The organism is Flavobacterium coralii (assembly GCF_019891545.1).
Lineage (GTDB): Bacteria > Bacteroidota > Bacteroidia > Flavobacteriales > Flavobacteriaceae > Flavobacterium > Flavobacterium coralii.
Map to the genome: position 1 here is coordinate 241,971 of NZ_JAHDIU010000002.1, position 17,100 is coordinate 259,070.

The window sequence follows — 17,100 nt, forward strand, 5'->3', positions numbered from 1 at the left end:
ATTGTAAATCAGTGCTTTAGGAGAAAAGAAAATCGATAAGCTGTTTTACAGCCCTGCCACGGTGGCTGCGCTCTGCTTTTTCTTCTGCGGGTATTTCGGCAAATGTAGCATTTTTGCCTTCAGGCTTAAAAACAGGGTCATAGCCAAAACCACCGCTCCCCACTTTTTCAGTAGTAATTTCGCCATTTACAATACCTGTAAACAGGTGTTGGCTGCCCTCTAAATTCAGGGCAATAACAGTTTTAAAACGGGCATTACGGTTTGCTTGGCCTTTAAGCTCATGAAGTAATTTTTCCATATTTGCTTCGGCGCTTTTTGCCTCGCCTGCATATCGCGCAGAGTGTACGCCCGGAGCGCCATTTAGGACTTCAACCTCGAGCCCGGTATCATCGGCAAAGCAGTTGTAACCATACTTTTGGGTTACATAGTCGGCCTTAAGTATGGCATTGCCTTCTATAGTATCGGCAGTTTCGGGTATTTCTTCAAAACAGCCAATATCTTCAAGGCTCAGCAATTCAATTTCGGACGGGAGCCTAAGTTTAATTTCATTAAGCTTGTTCTTGTTGTTAGAAGCAAATACCAGTTTCATTTATGTTAAGTAGTTGTTGTTGGTCTTTCTTTTGCTGCAAAGGGCGTCTGTAATGCCTGCAATTACAGCCCAACGCACGTTTTCTCCCTTTTTTACTTTAGATGCGGTAATCATTACAGCTACGAATTCGCAGATGTTGAGTAAAATTACACCAAAAATGTAAAAGCCATAATACCAGCCCGGTTCATCATCAGTAAAAATGAGCTTTAAAGTCCAGCCGATAGCCACACTGTTAAATGGCATAATAATTAATTGTGCAAGCATCGCCTGTATGCAGTGCCAGCGCACGTAATAAGATGATTTAAGATTACTGAAATAATATATCAATGATGCTATAAAATTTACAATAGGCAGGGGTAAGCCTGCTATAAGCCCCACAATAGCCATAAGGTAGGCATTGCCTGCCTGCTCATGCTCGTGCGGGTAAACTATGGCTTCATCCTGAGTATTTATATTCCCTTCTGTATATTCCATATCCAGTTGATTATAATTAATAAAACCAGCGGAACAGCAATCCACTTTTTTACAATTGTTTTCTCGAAGGTACGGTAATTTTTATAAACAGTATCTTTTCCTGTAGCTATATCAAATATAAGCCAGAATGGCAGGACTACCATTATAACAGCAAGTAGTAAACCAATAGGATTGGCTAATACCGCCTGCTGTACATGCCCGTTAAGCAGATGTACTAACGAGCGGGTAGAACCGCAGGAAGGGCAGGCTATGCCTGTTACATTCTTAACAATGCAGGGCGAAAAGTTTGCAGGGGCGGTGCTGTGGCGGTAAAACGCCCAGGCAAGCCATGCATAACCTCCTGTAAGTGCAAGGGTAAGTATAAGGTATAGCCTGTTCCTGCTCATTCCATTAAATCATAGATTGTATTTTCTCCATATTTTTCTGCTTCGTGGCATCCTGGATAAGGAACCAGTCAACAATTGTCCAGATGCCGGCACCGCCGCAGGTTAACAATTTTGCTACACCAAGGCCTGTATCACCAATCATAAAACGGTCTATACCAAAACCGCCTGCAAGCAATGATACGATCTGGATGTTAGACGGGTCTTTTAATTCTGATGAAAAAATCTGTGGCCATTTAGAGTCATGCATTCCTGTAAGCTTCTCCCTAAGGAAAGTAATGTGGTGCCCTAAAAAGAACCTTGCGTTGGTCATCAGGTACATGTCGGCCTTTAAATTCGAATTTGCGTCCATTTTAATTGGTTTGGTTAAATTATTAATTGTTTTTAGTGATGGCGGTAAAACTAATGAAATATTTTAATTCTTTAGTGGTTGTTAAAAATTTAACGTTTTATGAAGTGTATCGAATTAAAAAGTTGTAACTCACTGACTATAATATATCAATTTTTGGTAAGTACACAAATATTGATTTTAAAATTATTATGACGATAGCAATATAATAATTACTTTTGATGCTGTTTTTAAAAAACACTATTTGATATTATGGTAAAAGATTTATTTGAGAGGATACAAAAGAACAAAGGCCCTTTGGGAAAATGGGCTTCTCAGGCTGAAGGCTATTATGTTTTCCCGAAACTGGAAGGCCCTTTATCTAACCGTATGATGTTTCACGGTAAGGAAGTGATTAACTGGAGCATTAACGATTATCTTGGCCTTGCCAACCACCCGGAAATAAGAAAAGTTGACGCCGAGGCGGCACAGGAATATGGCTCTGCCTACCCAATGGGTGCACGTATGATGAGCGGGCACACCTCATGGCACGAAAAGCTGGAGCAGGAGCTTGCGGCTTTTGTGCAAAAAGAAGCGGCATACCTGCTTAATTTTGGTTATCAGGGTATGGTATCTATAATAGATGCCCTTGTTTCTAAAAACGATATTATTGTTTATGATGTAGATTCTCATGCCTGTATTATAGACGGTGTTCGCCTGCACATGGGCAAACGCTTTACATACAAGCACAATGATGTGGAAAGCCTTGAAAAGAACCTGGAGCGCGCCACCAATATGGCTGAAACTACAGGCGGTGGCATACTGGTAATTACCGAAGGTGTTTTTGGTATGCGCGGACAGCAGGGCAAGATTAAAGAAATTGTAGCCCTTAAAGAGAAATATAACTTCAGATTGTTGGTAGATGATGCTCATGGCTTTGGTACGCTTGGTAAAACAGGCGCCGGGGCAGGAGAGGAGCAGGGTTGCCAGGATGGTATAGATGTTTACTTTTCTACGTTTGCAAAATCTATGGCAAGCATAGGTGCATTTGTGGCTGCCGATAAAGATGTAATCGACTTTTTAAAATATAACCTGCGCTCGCAGATGTTTGCAAAGGCATTACCAATGATTTTGGTAAAAGGTGCGCTTAAACGCCTTGATATGCTGCGCACCATGCCGGAGCTTAAAGATAAGCTTTGGGAAAATGTAAATGCGCTGCAAAACGGACTTAAAGAACGTGGTTTTAATATAGGCGATACCAATACATGCGTTACGCCTGTTTACCTTGAAGGAAGCATACCGGAAGCGATGGTAATGGTAAATGACTTAAGGGAAAACTATAATATTTTCCTTTCTATAGTAGTATATCCTGTTATACCAAAAGGTATAATTTTACTAAGAATGATACCTACTGCAAGCCATACTATAGAAGATATTAATGAAACACTTGCCGCTTATGAAGCAATTCGTGAAAAGCTTGAAAACGGTACTTATAAGAAGATAGCTGCAGAAACAACGGTAGATGTTTCTGCTGAATAATCAGATACTACAATATATTCATAAAAAAGCTCCGCATTTGCGGAGCTTTTTAGTTATAGCTTTATGCTGTATGTTTTTCTGCGCTTGTGCACAACAGGGTTAAAGTTTTTCCAAAGGTTGTTCATGGCATGGTTCTCTTCCAGTTCAGGTGTGCGAATACAATTACGGATGTTATTTTTATTAAATACCTTGTAGTATTCGTCGAATACTATTGCCGTAACGCCTTTGTTCTGGTAATCAGGGTCTATGCCTATAAGGTAAAACGCCACATCTTCACTATGCTTTTTTGCCCTTAGCAGGTGTATAAACCCAAAAGGGAAGAGTTTACCGTTAGCTTTTTTTAGCGCCTCTGCAAAAGATGGCATCACTATGGTAAAAGCAACAATATTTTTATCGGCATCCTCTATAAACTTAATATACTCCGGATTAATAAGCCCAACATATTTCTTTTTAAAATATTCTATTTGCACGTCAGATACCGGCACGAAAGACGAAAGCCTGTCATAAGCTTTATTGAAAAGCGCAAACATCTTATCTATATAAGGCATTATCTCTGCCGTTGTTTTAAAATTAACAGGGGTAAGGTTATACCTTTTTTGTACCATTTGGCTCCCGCGTATAAAAGGGGCAGGGTCTACATCACGCATAGAAAAGATGCTCTCCCGGTATTCTTTTTCTACTGTAAGGCCAAGCTTTTCAAAGTGTTCTTTATAATACGGATAGTTATACCAAGTTACCGCGGTGCCAATTTTATCAAAGCCTTCTGTAAGCACTCCAACTTTATCAAGATTAGAAAATCCCATCGGGCCTTCTGCCATCTCCATGCCGTGTGCACTTCCAAACTCATATACCTTGTCTAATAAGGCTTTTGTAACTGTTATGTCATCTATTACATCAAACCAACCGAAGCGCACTTTATTCTTACCCAGCAGCTTTACTTCCTGCCAGTTTATAATTGCCGCTGTTTTACCTACAATCTTCCCGTCGCGGTATGCGAGGTAAAATTTAGCTTCGGCATTTTCAAAAGCCGGATTCTTAGTGGGGTCAAATGTTTCAAGCTCCTCACTTATAAGCGGTGGTATCCAGTAAGGATTATTTTTATAAAGCGTAAAAGAAAACTTTATGAACTCTTTCAGTTCTTTTTTTGTTGTAACTTCTTTAATGGTTATCATTTATTAATTTTCTCCTTCGGGTTGTACTTCATCAAGGCGCTGCTCCCTTTTCTTTTTGCGCTCTTCGCGTTCTTTTTCTTTCTTCTCCTTTTCTTTTTTCTTCTCCTCATTATATTCATCTTCGCGGGAGCCTTTTCCACCAATAACTATGTCACGGTAGTTGGCATCAAAACGCCATGAAAAGCCTACACTTGCATAGAATATTGAGGGTGTATCTTTAAAGTTGCCGGTAACAGAGGCATCAATCTGCATTACATCATTTAAAAGGTGTGCTGCACCTAAACGACCTACTATGTCAGCATAATAATCACTCTTATAGCCCTGAAATTCTACAAAACCTGACCACTTTTCATTAAAGCCCCGTGTAAGGGTAGAAATATAACCGAAGTTAGGGTAATCAGTAAAAAATTTATCGGCAATAATATTATTTACCCAAACCCATTTGCCCCAGTGGTTCTGCAATATAGCCATACCTTTAATGCTAACATGGTCTTCAGGAAAGGTATATGGGTTATTGCCGCCAATAAGATTAGCACCCGCATAAAAAGCAATGGCAGGAATAAGCTTTCTCCATTTAAATTTGTGGTTTGCTTTCCAGCTATACAGGTTGGGTTCAGGGTCGTAACCCCTGTCAGGGTCATAAACAAGGTATTTTGCACCTATAGTTGCCTGCCTGAAATCGTTCCTGTTGTAGGTATAGATCATATCTTCCTGCTGATCCACCTGATATTGTAAATCGGCAATAAACTCCAGCTCTTCCATAAAAGCGCCATACCTTACCGCCAGTTCTGCGCCAAGCCCTTTGGTTTCGGTATTCAGTATGCTGTGTTCTTCTTTTATGCCATACAGCCCTGTCTCTACCTGAAATATACTTAAACCTACGGCAAAAGCCCCCATAGACCTTCCCGGCCTGTTGGTGTTAATCTGGTCTGTATATTGTGCGGTAACAGCGTGTGCGGCAAGCAGCGATGCAATTGAAAATATTGTACTGACAAATTTCATTTTTGGCTCGTTTATTGGTTGCAGATAGTTAGTTTCCTTCAAAAATAGTATATTTTATTATTATTTTAAGAGCACACATTTAATTTTAAACCCGATAATGCTTAATTTTGACAAAACTTTATGATATGGTAGAAGCATCTTTTTTAGGTATTTTGCGTACAATTATAATAGTAATCCTTGTGTTTTATGCAGTTAAGTTCCTGCTTCGCCTTTTTGCGCCCGTTATAGTACAACAGGTGGTAAAAAAAGCCGAACAAAACTTTTATCAGCAACAGCAGCAATACAGCCAGCAGCAACATAATACCAACAACAAACAGGAAAAAGCTGCCGAAAAGAAAAAAGTAGGCGAATACATTGACTACGAAGAAATTGATTAAAACCTATACAAAGCCTCTTTTACAAGGGGCTTTTTTATTGGCAGCAGCTCAATAAAAAGATATAGGGTGCCATTATTTTTATCTAAAATAAGTATCTTCACGCCGTTTTTACTTATCAATTTAAAGACAGCGCTACATGAAGAATATCAATAAGTTCTATCCGCACCTGTTTGCCCTTGTCGGCTTTATAATAGTTTCGCTTATATACTTTTACCCGGTCTTGCAGGGTAAAAAAATATACCAGTCGGATATTGTGCAATATACCGGTATGGCCAAAGAGCAGAACGACTTCAGGAAGGATACAGGCGAAGAACCTTATTGGACCAACAGCGCTTTCGGCGGTATGCCCACTTACCAAATGGGGGCTAATTACCCGCATAACTACATAAAAAAACTGGACTCGGTTTTGCGCTTCCTGCCACGCCCTGCAGATTATTTATTTCTCTATTTCATAGGTTTTTATATACTGATGTATGTGTTGAGGGTTAGCCCTTTAAAAGCTTTTATTGGTGCGCTGGCGTTTGGTTTTTCTACTTATCTAATAATTATACTGGGTGTGGGGCACAACGCAAAAGCCCACGCCATAGCCTATATGCCAATGGTGGTAGCCGGGGTGCTGCTGGTGTTTAAAAAGCGTTATATAGCCGGAGGGCTGCTCACTATGGTAGCTGCCGCGCTCGAAATAAATGCTAACCATTTCCAGATGACCTACTACCTTTTATTATTATTGCTGGTATTGGGCATCTATTACGTAATAGAGATAGTTAAAACTAAAGAATATAAGCATTTAGGAATACTTTCGGCAGTATTTGCAGGTGCAGCTTTACTTGCTGTAGGTGTAAACGCAACCGGGCTTATGGCTACGGCAGAATATACTGATTTCAGTATCAGGGGCAAAAGCGAACTTACCATAAATCCTGATGGCACACCAAATACTACTGATTCGGCAATGGAATATGAGTATATTACAGAGTACAGTTACGGCATAGCAGAAAGCTTTAACCTGATTGCACCGCGCCTTTTTGGCGGTGGAGCAAGAGAAGATGTAGGCGAAAACTCTGTAATGTATGAGTTTATATCCGATATTGGTGCTAACCCGCAGGAAGCAAAAGAGTTTGTAAAAACAGTACCCACTTATTGGGGAGAGCAACCCATTGTAGAAGCGCCTGCTTATATTGGCGCAATAGTATTTTTCTTTGCACTTGTAGCCCTTTTCATCGATAGCCGTAAAATAAAATATGCCTTTCTGGCAGGGGCTATATTGTCGTTACTATTGTCATGGGGTAAAAACTTCCCGGTGCTCACCAACTTCTTTATAGATTATGTCCCCCTGTATGATAAATTCCGTGCGGTATCTTCCATTCAGGTAATACTGGAGCTCTGCTTCCCTGTACTTGCCGTTATGGGCTTACAAACCTATTTTACATCAGATAAAACGGAGCAGCTAAAAGCCCTTAAACTGGCAGGCGGTACAGCTTTGGGTATAATTATATTATTATTCTTCTCTATGAGCATGTTCAGCTTTGTTGGTATGCATGATGAGCAGCTTAGGGAGATGTATGGTGACATAGGCCCGGCATTTGTAGAAGCATTGCAGGAGCAGCGTAAAGACATGTACACGGGCGACCTGATTAGGAGCGGACTTTTAATACTGGCTGCGGCGGGTATATTGTGGGCTTACATGAAAAACAAGCTATCGGCAATGTGGGCTACAGTGGTAGTAGGGCTGCTTATGGTGGGAGATTTATATATGATTGACCGCAACTATGTTAACAATGACGATTTTGTAAGTGCCCGCGAAATGGATGCACCTTTCCAGGCAACGGAAGCTGACCAGTTTATTTTAGAAGATACAACTTATTACAGGGTATATGAGCCTCAGGGCAGGCTACAGGCACGCACATCTTACTTCCATAACTCTGTTGGTGGTTATAGTGCCGTGAGGCCGCAAAGGATGGACCAGCTATTTAATTACTTAGTAGATCCGAGGGTTAATGCAGTTTTAAATACTATCAACCCAGAAACGATGGAAATACGGAAGCCGTTCCCTGTGCTTAACCTGCTCAACATAAAGTACATGATTTTGCAGGCAGGTGATGGGCAAAATGTGCCTATCATAAATCCGTATGCTAATGGGCCTGCATGGTTCGTCAACAGCGTAAAACCGGTTACTACTGCCGATGAAGAGCTCAAATCGCTTGAAAAGCTGGACAGTTGGAATGTAGCGGTAATCAATAAAAAAGACTATCCTGAAGCTGTCCAAAAAACCAGCTATCCTGCTGATAGTACGGCAACCATAACATTAAAAGAACACAAGCCAAATTATCTTAAATATTCAACAGATAAAGATAACGAAGGTTTAGCGGTTTTCTCTGAAATGTATTATACAAATGGCTGGAAAGCATACATAGATGGTAAGGAGATGCCCCATTTCAGGGCAAATTTTGTTCTGCGGGCAATGCAAGTACCTGCTGGCAAACATACTATAGAATTTAAGTTTGAACCGGAAGTAGTAAAAACAGGCAGTAACATTGCATTAATGAGCAGTATAGGCATGATACTTTTACTGGCTGGCGGTATTTATATGGCAGTACGTAAACCTCAAGAAACTAAACAGGAGTAACGTATGGCTGATAAGGATATAAACAGCAATAAGGTTTTAATAATAAGTTATTACTGGCCTCCTGCGGGTGGGCCGGGGGTACAGCGCTGGCTTAAGTTTGTAAAATACCTTCCGGGCTTTGGTATAGAACCTGTTGTTTATGTTCCTGAAAACCCTACTTATCCTTTAATTGATAAAGGGTTGCAGGACGAAGTAAACCCTCAGGCTGTTATTATTAAAAAGCGAATAACAGAGCCTTACAACTGGGCATCTGCATTCTCTAAAAAAAGTATTAAAGATATAAGTTCGGGTATCATTCCCGTTAAGAAAAAGCAATCGCTTTTACAGCGACTTATGTTGTGGGTTAGGGGGAATCTTTTTATTCCCGATGCAAGGGTGCTGTGGGTAAAGCCTTCTGTTGCTTTTCTCAAAGATTATATTGCTAAGCACGGCATTAAAACAGTAATCACTACCGGCCCGCCACACAGCCTGCACCTGATAGGGCTTCAGCTTAAAAAAGAGTTAGGCGTTAAATGGGTGGCCGATTTCAGGGACCCGTGGACGACTATAGGCTATCATAAAGAGCTCAAGCTGGGCAAGGCTGCCGCAAAGAAGCACAAAGAGCTGGAGCATGAGGTATTGAATACCGCCGACCACGTTATTGTTACCAGCCCAACCACTAAAAAAGAATTTGAAGCTATAACAACCAGGCCTGTAACGGTTATTACCAATGGGTATGATGTAGAGAACATAGAAAGGCAAACACCCGACGAAAAATTCACGCTTGCGCATATCGGTTCATTTCTTTCAGAGCGCAACCCTTTGGCTTTATGGCAGGTATTACGGGAACTGATTAATGAAAATAAAGACTTTAAGCAGGCTTTTCAACTTAAGCTGATTGGTGCGGTAAGTGCTGAGGTGATAGCATCAATTAATCAGGCAGGGCTTTCAGGCTTTGTGAATAACATGGGCTATGTGTCGCACAGTACAGCGTTGGCAGAGCAACGCAAATCTCAGGTTTTACTTTTGGTAGAGATAAATTCTGAAGATACGAAATGTATTATTCCCGGTAAACTTTTCGAATATATGGCTGCTGAACGGCCTATACTTTCCATAGGCCCTGAAGGTGCCGATCTGGCAGAAATAATTAAAGCTACCAATACAGGCGTATTTGCTACCTATACTGAAAAAGACAGGATAAAAGATACATTACTGGAGTATTTCAATAAATATAAAGATGGAAAGTTAAAAGCAAATGCTATTGGCTTACAGGGCTATTCACGTAAAAACCTCACGGCTAAACTGGCAGAGTTGCTGAAACAGCTTTAAAATAAAATCCCGCCTGCCTCTTATGAAGGACAGACGGGACTTAACAAACCAACCAACCAATTATTAACAAATCTCAAAAAGTAATCCTGAGATTCATATTGTATAGTACAAGTTACATGCCAAACTTAGAATAAGTGTAACTTTTTTTATTACTATTGATGTTAAAGTTTTAAATTAAAAAACCACCTGAAACAGATGGTTTTCAAAAGCAAAAAAACAAAATCAACCTGTACTAGTCTAACATACAGAATTCACCGGATCCCGACCTCTTTAAATCCTGCTGCTCCGGGTTGCCTGCAAAAGCTATGTTTCCAGATCCGCTTATGCGGCCTTTTATAGTATGTATACAGCACACATTAATGTTACCGCTACCGGAAACCAAAGCTTCCGTTATATCACTCTTAACTTTGTTAGCATCTATTTCACCCGAGCCCGATACATTGCAGATTAAAGTTGCTGCATCCCCTCTTAGCTTTATAGAGCCTGTTCCTAACACTACAGCTTTAGCCTGAGGTGTATTTATTTTTAGGTTTATTTCTCCTGAGCCATCTACCGAAACATTAACCGGGTTGGTAAACACATCTTTAGATGTTACAGAACCTGAGCCATTAAGGTATATATCATTTAACGCAGTATAAGGCACTCTTATAGACACTCTGTTGTTTTTATTTGCCTGAAGCTTTACACTCTTTGGCAGCCTTATATTTAATTTACCGTCAGTTATAGTAATTTCTATTAAGGAAAGAATATTTTCAGAACCTTCCATGAATATCTCGGATGATGAGGACTCCTGTAGCTTTACTTCAAAAGGGCCTGTTATGGCTATGGCGTTGAATGTGCCAACTTCTTTTGATTGTTTGATTTTTTTGCCGTTGCCAACAAGCAGGCTGTGTTGTTGTGCCGATGCAGACAGGGCAAAGAAAAGCCCTGCAATAAATAAAATTGCTTTTTTCATGATTGAACGTTTTTTGATTGATGATTGATGATTGTTTCTCCCCGGCGGGAGATCTTAATAATTGTTTTTAATAAGACGCTTTAAAAGCTTTTATGGTTGTATTATGTTGTTTTTAAATTTATATCGCCGTATTCTGAACGTATTGTTACGCTGCTGCCATTAGCCGATTTATAATATCCTTTATATGTAGCCCCCATCATTTTTTCTTTTTTCTCGGTGAATTTCAGATCGTTGCTGCCATTTAGATTTCCGTAATTAAGGCTGAACACAAAAGTAAAGGCAAAATTTTTATCATAATTTAATCTTACACCCGTGTAAGAAGCATTTATATATATAGCTTTAACCGCCTGCTCTACATGCTGTACGTTGATGTTACCAAATTTTATAGTAACATTCAGCAGGCTGCTCACATTTCCCACCTTCATTTGCAGGTAATCGCATGTACCTGTAATAGTGTTACCGTTCTTAATATACAGGTCGCCATATTTACAATCGTGCTTAATGGTGTTTATCTCACCGAGAGTAATATTCGTATATTCAGAATTTACATTTAATTCTGCGCCTTTTTCAATATTAAGCCCTGAGAATTTAGCCAGGATATTTCCGCCTTTCCAGTAGCCTATCCGGCTTGCGCCGCAATACTCCATTTTAATTATGTTGTCGGCATCGTTAAGTTCTTCAGCCTTTATGTCACCAAATTTACAGTTGAGGTTAGCCGGAGCATATAATTTCCCGAGTATGATTCCGCCATATTCGTTTTCAATAGTTACAGGGCTGCGCTTAGGTATTTTTATTGTATAATTTATTTCCATACCAACGTTTTCACAACTGATGTTTCTTATTTCCGTATCAGCAGAAACGCTGTTTTGTGATGCATTAAAAATAACATCAATACTATTAAAACGCTTTACAACCAGTGCTTCATCATTACCTGTCACGGTTATTACAACATCAATTGCGGTTTGGTTTTTATCCCATGTAGTAATATATACATTACCATAGCGGTTATCCACATCAAGCTGCGCCGAAGAGTTTACATTATAGAGCTTGTTTATCTTCCGTTCTTTTGTGTATTTACCCTTAGGCCCCGAAGCTATAGAAGCTATGGGAAACAGAAGAAAGAGGGCAAGAAATTTAAATGTTATTGTTTTCATTGTAGTTATCCTTTATTTTTTTGATGTTTTCAATTTGTGTCAGCACCTCTTCAAGAAACGATATCCTTGTTTGCAGGTTGGTAATCATAGCATGGATTATCTTTTTGTTTTCGCCTTTTTTCAGTAATTCTTCAGTCAGTTTTTCATAGTCTTTTTCTAATACCGACATCCTGTAAAGCGCATCTTTAACCAGTTGTTTAGTTTCAGGGCTGTCCTCATTTTCTACTTTTGCCAGTTCTTTTTCTATCACGAGGGTAAAATATTCCTGCGTTTGGGCAACTTTAGGCGGTAGCTTGCCAATGGTTTCATCTTGTGCCGGAGATTGGCTATATATAAACCATATGCCGAGCATTAATGCTATAGTAGCGGCAACGGGTGCAAACATTGTGGCAAGCCTATTCTTTTTTTTCTTTTGTTTGCCTTCCAGCTTAGCCAAAAACCTGTTTTCGTGACTAAAAGCAGGTTCCTCAGTATCCCATTGCCCTTTAAGATCATCAAAAAGTTCTTTCAGTTTTTTATCATTATCCATTTTCCCTTAGTTTTTTTAGCAGGCTCTCGCGTGCCCTGCTTATTATGGTACGGCAGTTACCTGCATTAATCTTTAATATTTCGCAAATTTCTTCCTGATCGTAACCCTCTATGTACAGCAGTGTTAAAATTATACGGTAGCTTTCTTTAAGCATGTTTATGGCTGTTTTAACCTGCTCTGCTTTAAGCGTTGTAAAATCAATTACCGTATTTGCATAATCGCTTTCATCTTCTACTTTATAAAGCACCGGCTCCAGCTCACAAACAGGCTCTTTGCTTAGCTTTTTATAGTTGTCCAGGCTGTGGTTTATTACAATTCGCTTAAGCCATGCACCAAAAGTTACTTCTCCTTTAAAACTGTCCAGCTTTGTGAAAGCCTTCAAAAAAGCCTCCTGCATTATATCTTCAGCCCAGTGCCCATCTTTAACTATACGCAACGCTATGTTGTACATAGGTTTGTAATACCGCTTGTACACCTCGAACTGGGCATTGCGGTTGCCTTCTTTACATAGGGCAAGTAAATGGTCTGTTTCTGCTGTGGCAGCTATCACGCTTTTTGTGTTGGTTTGATATAATGACTGTACTCGTGTTATTGATGTTACAGTTTGATAAAATTATTTTTATTTTTTTTTAGGATGGCTAGTCATTTTATTTTTTTGCCATAAAAAAAGCTGCCTTTGTTCGGGCAGCTTTGATAGTTTTATTTTCAAGGGTTTATTCCTGCATAGTGTGGTAAACGTTCATCACATCATCGTCTTCCTCAATTTTCTCCAATAGCTTTTCAACATCGGCAACCTGCTCAGGTGTCAGCTCTTTTGTTACCTGCGGAATCCTGTCAAACCCTGATGAAAGTATTTCTATATTCCTGTTCTCAAGTTCTTTTTGTATTGCGCCAAAGCTGCCGAAAGGGGCATACATTACAATACCATCTTCATCAGCAAAAATTTCTTCTACGCCAAAATCTATCATCTCAAGCTCAAGCTCTTCCACATCAAGCCCTTCAGCCGGAATACGGAAATTACAGGTATGGTCGAACATGAACTCAACTGAACCCTGTGTACCCATTGTGCCGTTACACTTATTAAAATAGCTGCGGATGTTGGCAACTGTACGGTTATTGTTATCAGTGGCTGTTTCTATAAGTATGGCAATGCCGTGTGGCGCATAGCCTTCAAACAATACTTCTTTATAGTTGGCAGTATCTTTATCAGATGCTTTTTTAATAGCGCGCTCAACATTGTCTTTAGGCATGTTGGCTGCTTTGGCGTTTTGCATAACCGCCCTTAGCCTTGCGTTGGTTTCGGGGTTAGGTCCGCCTTCCTTTACAGCAATAACAATATCTTTACCTATCCTGGTAAATGTTTTGGCCATTGCAGACCAACGCTTCATTTTTCTGGCTTTTCTAAATTCAAACGCTCTTCCCATAATTATTTTATTTGCAGCACAAAAATAAACTTATTCGCTGTTTTTGCAAAAAATATAAAACTGCTTTTATTTTTGCCCGCCCGAAAGGTGTACAAGGTCGGTTATTATGGCAACGCCCTCTGCTATAAAAAGATCTGTCTTTATAGATTTACGTTTGTATTCGTTCATACTCACATAAAATTCATCCTTACTTTTCATTGCAGTAGTTTCCTTTATGTTTAAAGCGGTTTCTTTCTCTGCTATAGTTTTAATTTTTTGCCACAGTGTGTCGGTAGCATGCACATCATCAAAAACAGCCATAAAAGTTACCGGTAATGGTGCTTTAGTACCTTTATATAGAGCATCAATTTTACTATTAAGCGCTTTTATTTCAGTAAAATCTTTATTGGCAGATACCCGCCCGCGGCTTAATTCAGCAGCTTTTTCTAAATTTTGCAAGGGCATTTTCCTGAATTCTTCAGATTCTGCAAGGCTATCGTTTACCATTGCTGTAGGCTGGCTGCTCTCTCTTGGTACAATACTTTCAAACAGAAGTGGGAGTTCTACATCAGGCAATATACCTGTATATTGGCTGCTTTTTCCTGTTATACGGTAAAACTTGTCTATAGATACTTTTACAAAATCCTGGTTGTTACTGTTTTCGCTGAGTGGTAAAATGGTTTGCATGCTGGCTTTGCCCATAGTGGTGCTGCCTACTATAAGCGCACGGTTATAGTCCTGCAATACCCCTGAAAAAAATTCGCTTGCCGAAGCAGAAAAGCCGTTTACTAATACTACCATAGGGCCATTGTAAAGCATTCCGCGGTTATAGTCCTGAATGGTGTTGGTATAATTGTCTTTATCTTTTATTATGCCCACAGGCCCAAAATTGATGAACATGCCTGCCATGCTTATAGCCTCGTCCATAGAGCCGCCCCCGTTATATTGTAAATCTATAATGAGGCCTTTTATACCATGTTTTTTAAGTTTGGTAACTTCTTTAGCCACATCTTCTGCACAACCTTTCATTCCGGTATTATCAAATGCGGAATAGAAACTGGGTATTTTTATATAACCGACAGGTATTTCATTTCCGAGGACATAGCTGTAAACGCTGTGATCATCAGATTTCATTATTGTCTTTTCCAGGTTTACAGAATATATAGTGCCGTCTTTTTTGCGCAGTGTAAGCTCCACATTACGGTAAGTATCAGAAAAAACAATATCGGTAATGGCCTCCATATCGGTACACGACACTGCATATTCTATATCATTTGCGGCAAGTTTAAGTATCTGGTCGCCTTTGTCTATTTTCGATGTTTTATAGGCAGGCCCTCCCGGCACCACATCTTCCACAATTATTTCTTTTTTATCGTTTTGGCTAACATAAATACCGAGCGAATAATTTTCGGTTACCAGGCTTGACACAAATGATGCTTTTTCATCATAATTAAAATAAGTGGAGTGGGGGTCAAAATAAGCGCAAAATGCAGTATAGAACCTGTTGTATATATTATTTTCAAAACCTTCTTTCGGTTTTAGCTGGGCATTGGCACGGCAAAGATAGTTTTCACGTATTTTATCTTTAGCCTGCATGCTTAGCTCTGGCAAATGTGCTGCAAGAGAATCTTTGTCTTTACTCAGTTTTGCTACATCCTCAAGTATATCCAGGATTATTTTTTTGCGGATAAACTTCCTGCTTACGGAAATATCTTTATTATATGGAAAAGCTCTTTTAGAGAAAAAAACAGTATCGGTGGTATTGAGGGGCAGCCCGGTTTCAAAAAGCTCAGAAGCTATCTGCCTGTTACGCTCCAGTGCCATTTTGTAAGTTGTGATAAAGTCGCTGAAAAAAGAGCAATCTCCGTTTTTAAGGTAATCATCAATTTTGTAACAGTGCACCAGGAGCTTTTCATAATCTTCCTGGAGGAGAAGAATATGATTTTCATCAAGCCCTTCAACCACTGTATTAAAAACATAAACCGACAGGCTGTCGTCTATCGGTTTAGGCTGTATATGCCGCGTTTGCAGCACATGGCTTATTTTAGAGAAAATATCGCACGCATTTTTATGTTCCTGTGCTGTTGCAGATACAAACAGCAGTAAAGCAATTGCGACGATATTTTTCATAAGCGTTATTTTTTATAGAAAGGAAGCTTAACCACCTTTGCAGGCACGTCGTTCTTCCTTATCCTGATGTATATTTCGCTGCCTTCGGCTGCATATTCGGCAGGTACATACCCCATACCGATACCTTTATTTAAAGATGGCGACATAGTACCCGATGTTACTTTGCCAATCACGTTACCTTCTTTGTCGGCAATTTCATAATCGTGCCTTGGTATGCCGCGTTCGGTAATCTCAAAACCTACCAGTTTTCTTTTTACGCCTTCTTCTTTTTGCTTTTTCAGCGCCTCTGAGTTGGTAAAATCTTTAGTAAACTTGGTTATCCAACCAAGTCCTGCTTCAAGTGGAGAGGTAGTATCATCTATGTCATTACCGTAAAGGCAAAAGCCCATTTCCAGCCTTAGGGTATCCCTGGCTGCAAGGCCTATCGGCTTAATGCCGTATGATACACCTGCTTCAAACACCTTGTTCCAAATCTGTTCAATCTCAGAATTTTTGGCATATATTTCAAAACCGCCGCTGCCGGTGTAGCCCGTAGCCGATATTATAACATGCTCTATACCTGCAAAATCGGCAACTTCAAAATGATAGTACTTTATTGCCGAAAGGTCTACAGAGGTTAATGCCTGCATGGCTTCAACTGCTTTTGGCCCCTGTATGGCAAGTAGCGAGTAGTCATCAGAAAGGTTACGCATCTCTACACCCATATCATTTTTAGATGATATCCATTTCCAGTCTTTTTCAATATTGCTGGCGTTAACTACCAACAGGTATTTCTCTTCGTTAAAACGGTATATAATAAGATCGTCAACTATCCCGCCATTTTCATTCGGCAGGCATGAGTATTGCGCGCGCCCGTCTGTAAGTACAGATGCATCATTGCTGCAAACTTTTTGTATCAGGCTTAGTGCATTAGGGCCTGTAAGCAAAAATTCGCCCATGTGCGATACATCAAAAACACCAACACCGTTTCTTACGGTTTCGTGTTCTGCATTAACCCCTTCATATTGAACAGGCATGTTATAGCCTGCAAACGGTACCATTTTAGCACCCAGTGCTTCGTGAACGTGCGTAAGCGCAGTATTTTTCATTAGTTTGTGTTTGTTTTGTTTGATACCGCTAAAGTATTGAAAAATT

At 39.8% G+C, this 17,100-nt stretch carries 17 protein-coding genes; 4 read left to right on the top strand and 13 right to left on the bottom strand.

All coding sequences use genetic code 11. The annotated features are described in order from the left end of the window. Window positions 1-16 precede the first annotated feature (16 nt). Genes KJK34_RS03820 through KJK34_RS03835 form a run of 4 tightly spaced genes read right to left on the bottom strand, consistent with a single transcriptional unit; the run spans window position 17 to window position 1,798 of the window. A complete protein-coding gene (locus tag KJK34_RS03820) occupies window positions 17-589 on the bottom strand; it encodes a non-canonical purine NTP diphosphatase (protein ID WP_223052528.1) in 573 nt (190 codons plus the stop codon). Further along, window positions 590-1,063 (bottom strand): magnetosome magnetite crystal formation protein family, encoded by a 474-nt coding sequence (locus tag KJK34_RS03825; protein WP_223052529.1) that lies wholly within the window; start codon window positions 1,061-1,063, stop codon window positions 590-592. Then, on the bottom strand, window positions 1,039-1,449 hold the full coding sequence (locus tag KJK34_RS03830) for a DUF2752 domain-containing protein (RefSeq protein WP_223052530.1): 411 nt from the start codon (window positions 1,447-1,449) through the stop codon (window positions 1,039-1,041). Before KJK34_RS03830 ends, KJK34_RS03825 begins: the two co-directional genes overlap by 25 nt. Window positions 1,450-1,453: 4 nt before the next feature. After that, complete coding sequence (locus KJK34_RS03835; RefSeq protein WP_223052531.1) at window positions 1,454-1,798, bottom strand: TM2 domain-containing protein; 345 nt, start codon at window positions 1,796-1,798, stop codon at window positions 1,454-1,456. Window positions 1,799-2,047: 249 nt separating this feature from the next. On the opposite strand from KJK34_RS03835, the gene capB reads away from it, so the two are divergent. After that, a complete protein-coding gene (gene capB / locus KJK34_RS03840) occupies window positions 2,048-3,313 on the top strand; it encodes a cysteate-C-fatty acyltransferase (RefSeq protein WP_223052532.1) in 1,266 nt (421 codons plus the stop codon). A gap of 53 nt (window positions 3,314-3,366) precedes the next feature. Here capB and KJK34_RS03845 read toward each other — a convergent pair whose 3' ends face one another. Continuing rightward, window positions 3,367-4,485 (bottom strand): GTP cyclohydrolase, encoded by a 1,119-nt coding sequence (locus KJK34_RS03845; protein WP_223052533.1) that lies wholly within the window; start codon window positions 4,483-4,485, stop codon window positions 3,367-3,369. A gap of 3 nt (window positions 4,486-4,488) precedes the next feature. Further along, window positions 4,489-5,487, bottom strand: coding sequence for a transporter (locus KJK34_RS03850; protein ID WP_223052534.1), 999 nt, complete (start codon window positions 5,485-5,487; stop codon window positions 4,489-4,491). A gap of 125 nt (window positions 5,488-5,612) precedes the next feature. On the opposite strand from KJK34_RS03850, the gene KJK34_RS03855 reads away from it, so the two are divergent. The 3 genes from KJK34_RS03855 (at window position 5,613) to KJK34_RS03865 (ending at window position 9,795) form a co-directional block, all read left to right on the top strand. Then, entirely contained in the window at window positions 5,613-5,864 is a 252-nt protein-coding gene (locus KJK34_RS03855; protein WP_223052535.1) for a DUF4834 domain-containing protein, read from the top strand. Between the two features lie 136 nt (window positions 5,865-6,000). Further along, complete coding sequence (locus tag KJK34_RS03860; RefSeq protein WP_223052536.1) at window positions 6,001-8,487, top strand: YfhO family protein; 2,487 nt, start codon at window positions 6,001-6,003, stop codon at window positions 8,485-8,487. A gap of 3 nt (window positions 8,488-8,490) precedes the next feature. Further along, on the top strand, window positions 8,491-9,795 hold the full coding sequence (locus KJK34_RS03865; RefSeq protein WP_236937582.1) for a glycosyltransferase family 4 protein: 1,305 nt from the start codon (window positions 8,491-8,493) through the stop codon (window positions 9,793-9,795). Between the two features lie 232 nt (window positions 9,796-10,027). Here the strand turns inward: KJK34_RS03865 and KJK34_RS03870 are convergent, their stop codons facing one another. The 7 genes from KJK34_RS03870 to gcvT form a co-directional block, all read right to left on the bottom strand. Next, complete coding sequence (locus tag KJK34_RS03870) at window positions 10,028-10,750, bottom strand: head GIN domain-containing protein (protein ID WP_223052537.1); 723 nt, start codon at window positions 10,748-10,750, stop codon at window positions 10,028-10,030. 101 nt (window positions 10,751-10,851) lie between these two features. Beyond that, a complete protein-coding gene (locus tag KJK34_RS03875; RefSeq protein WP_223052538.1) occupies window positions 10,852-11,904 on the bottom strand; it encodes a hypothetical protein in 1,053 nt (350 codons plus the stop codon). After that, a complete protein-coding gene (locus KJK34_RS03880; protein ID WP_223052539.1) occupies window positions 11,885-12,433 on the bottom strand; it encodes a hypothetical protein in 549 nt (182 codons plus the stop codon). The genes KJK34_RS03875 and KJK34_RS03880 overlap by 20 nt, the downstream gene beginning before the upstream one ends. Next, window positions 12,426-12,983 carry an RNA polymerase sigma factor gene (locus tag KJK34_RS03885; RefSeq protein ID WP_317196861.1) on the bottom strand — a complete coding sequence of 186 codons (558 nt, stop codon included), beginning with the start codon at window positions 12,981-12,983 and terminating at the stop codon, window positions 12,426-12,428. Before KJK34_RS03885 ends, KJK34_RS03880 begins: the two co-directional genes overlap by 8 nt. A gap of 163 nt (window positions 12,984-13,146) precedes the next feature. Further along, the gene (locus KJK34_RS03890; protein ID WP_223052540.1) at window positions 13,147-13,857 is read right to left on the bottom strand and encodes a YebC/PmpR family DNA-binding transcriptional regulator; all 711 of its coding nucleotides are present in this window, start codon (window positions 13,855-13,857) and stop codon (window positions 13,147-13,149) included. A gap of 66 nt (window positions 13,858-13,923) precedes the next feature. Further along, entirely contained in the window at window positions 13,924-15,966 is a 2,043-nt protein-coding gene (locus KJK34_RS03895; RefSeq protein WP_223052541.1) for a S41 family peptidase, read from the bottom strand. A 5-nt stretch (window positions 15,967-15,971) separates the two neighbouring features. Then, window positions 15,972-17,054, bottom strand: a complete 1,083-nt coding sequence (gene gcvT / locus KJK34_RS03900) for a glycine cleavage system aminomethyltransferase GcvT (protein ID WP_223052542.1) — start codon at window positions 17,052-17,054, stop codon at window positions 15,972-15,974. Between the last annotated feature and the right edge of the window lie 46 nt (window positions 17,055-17,100).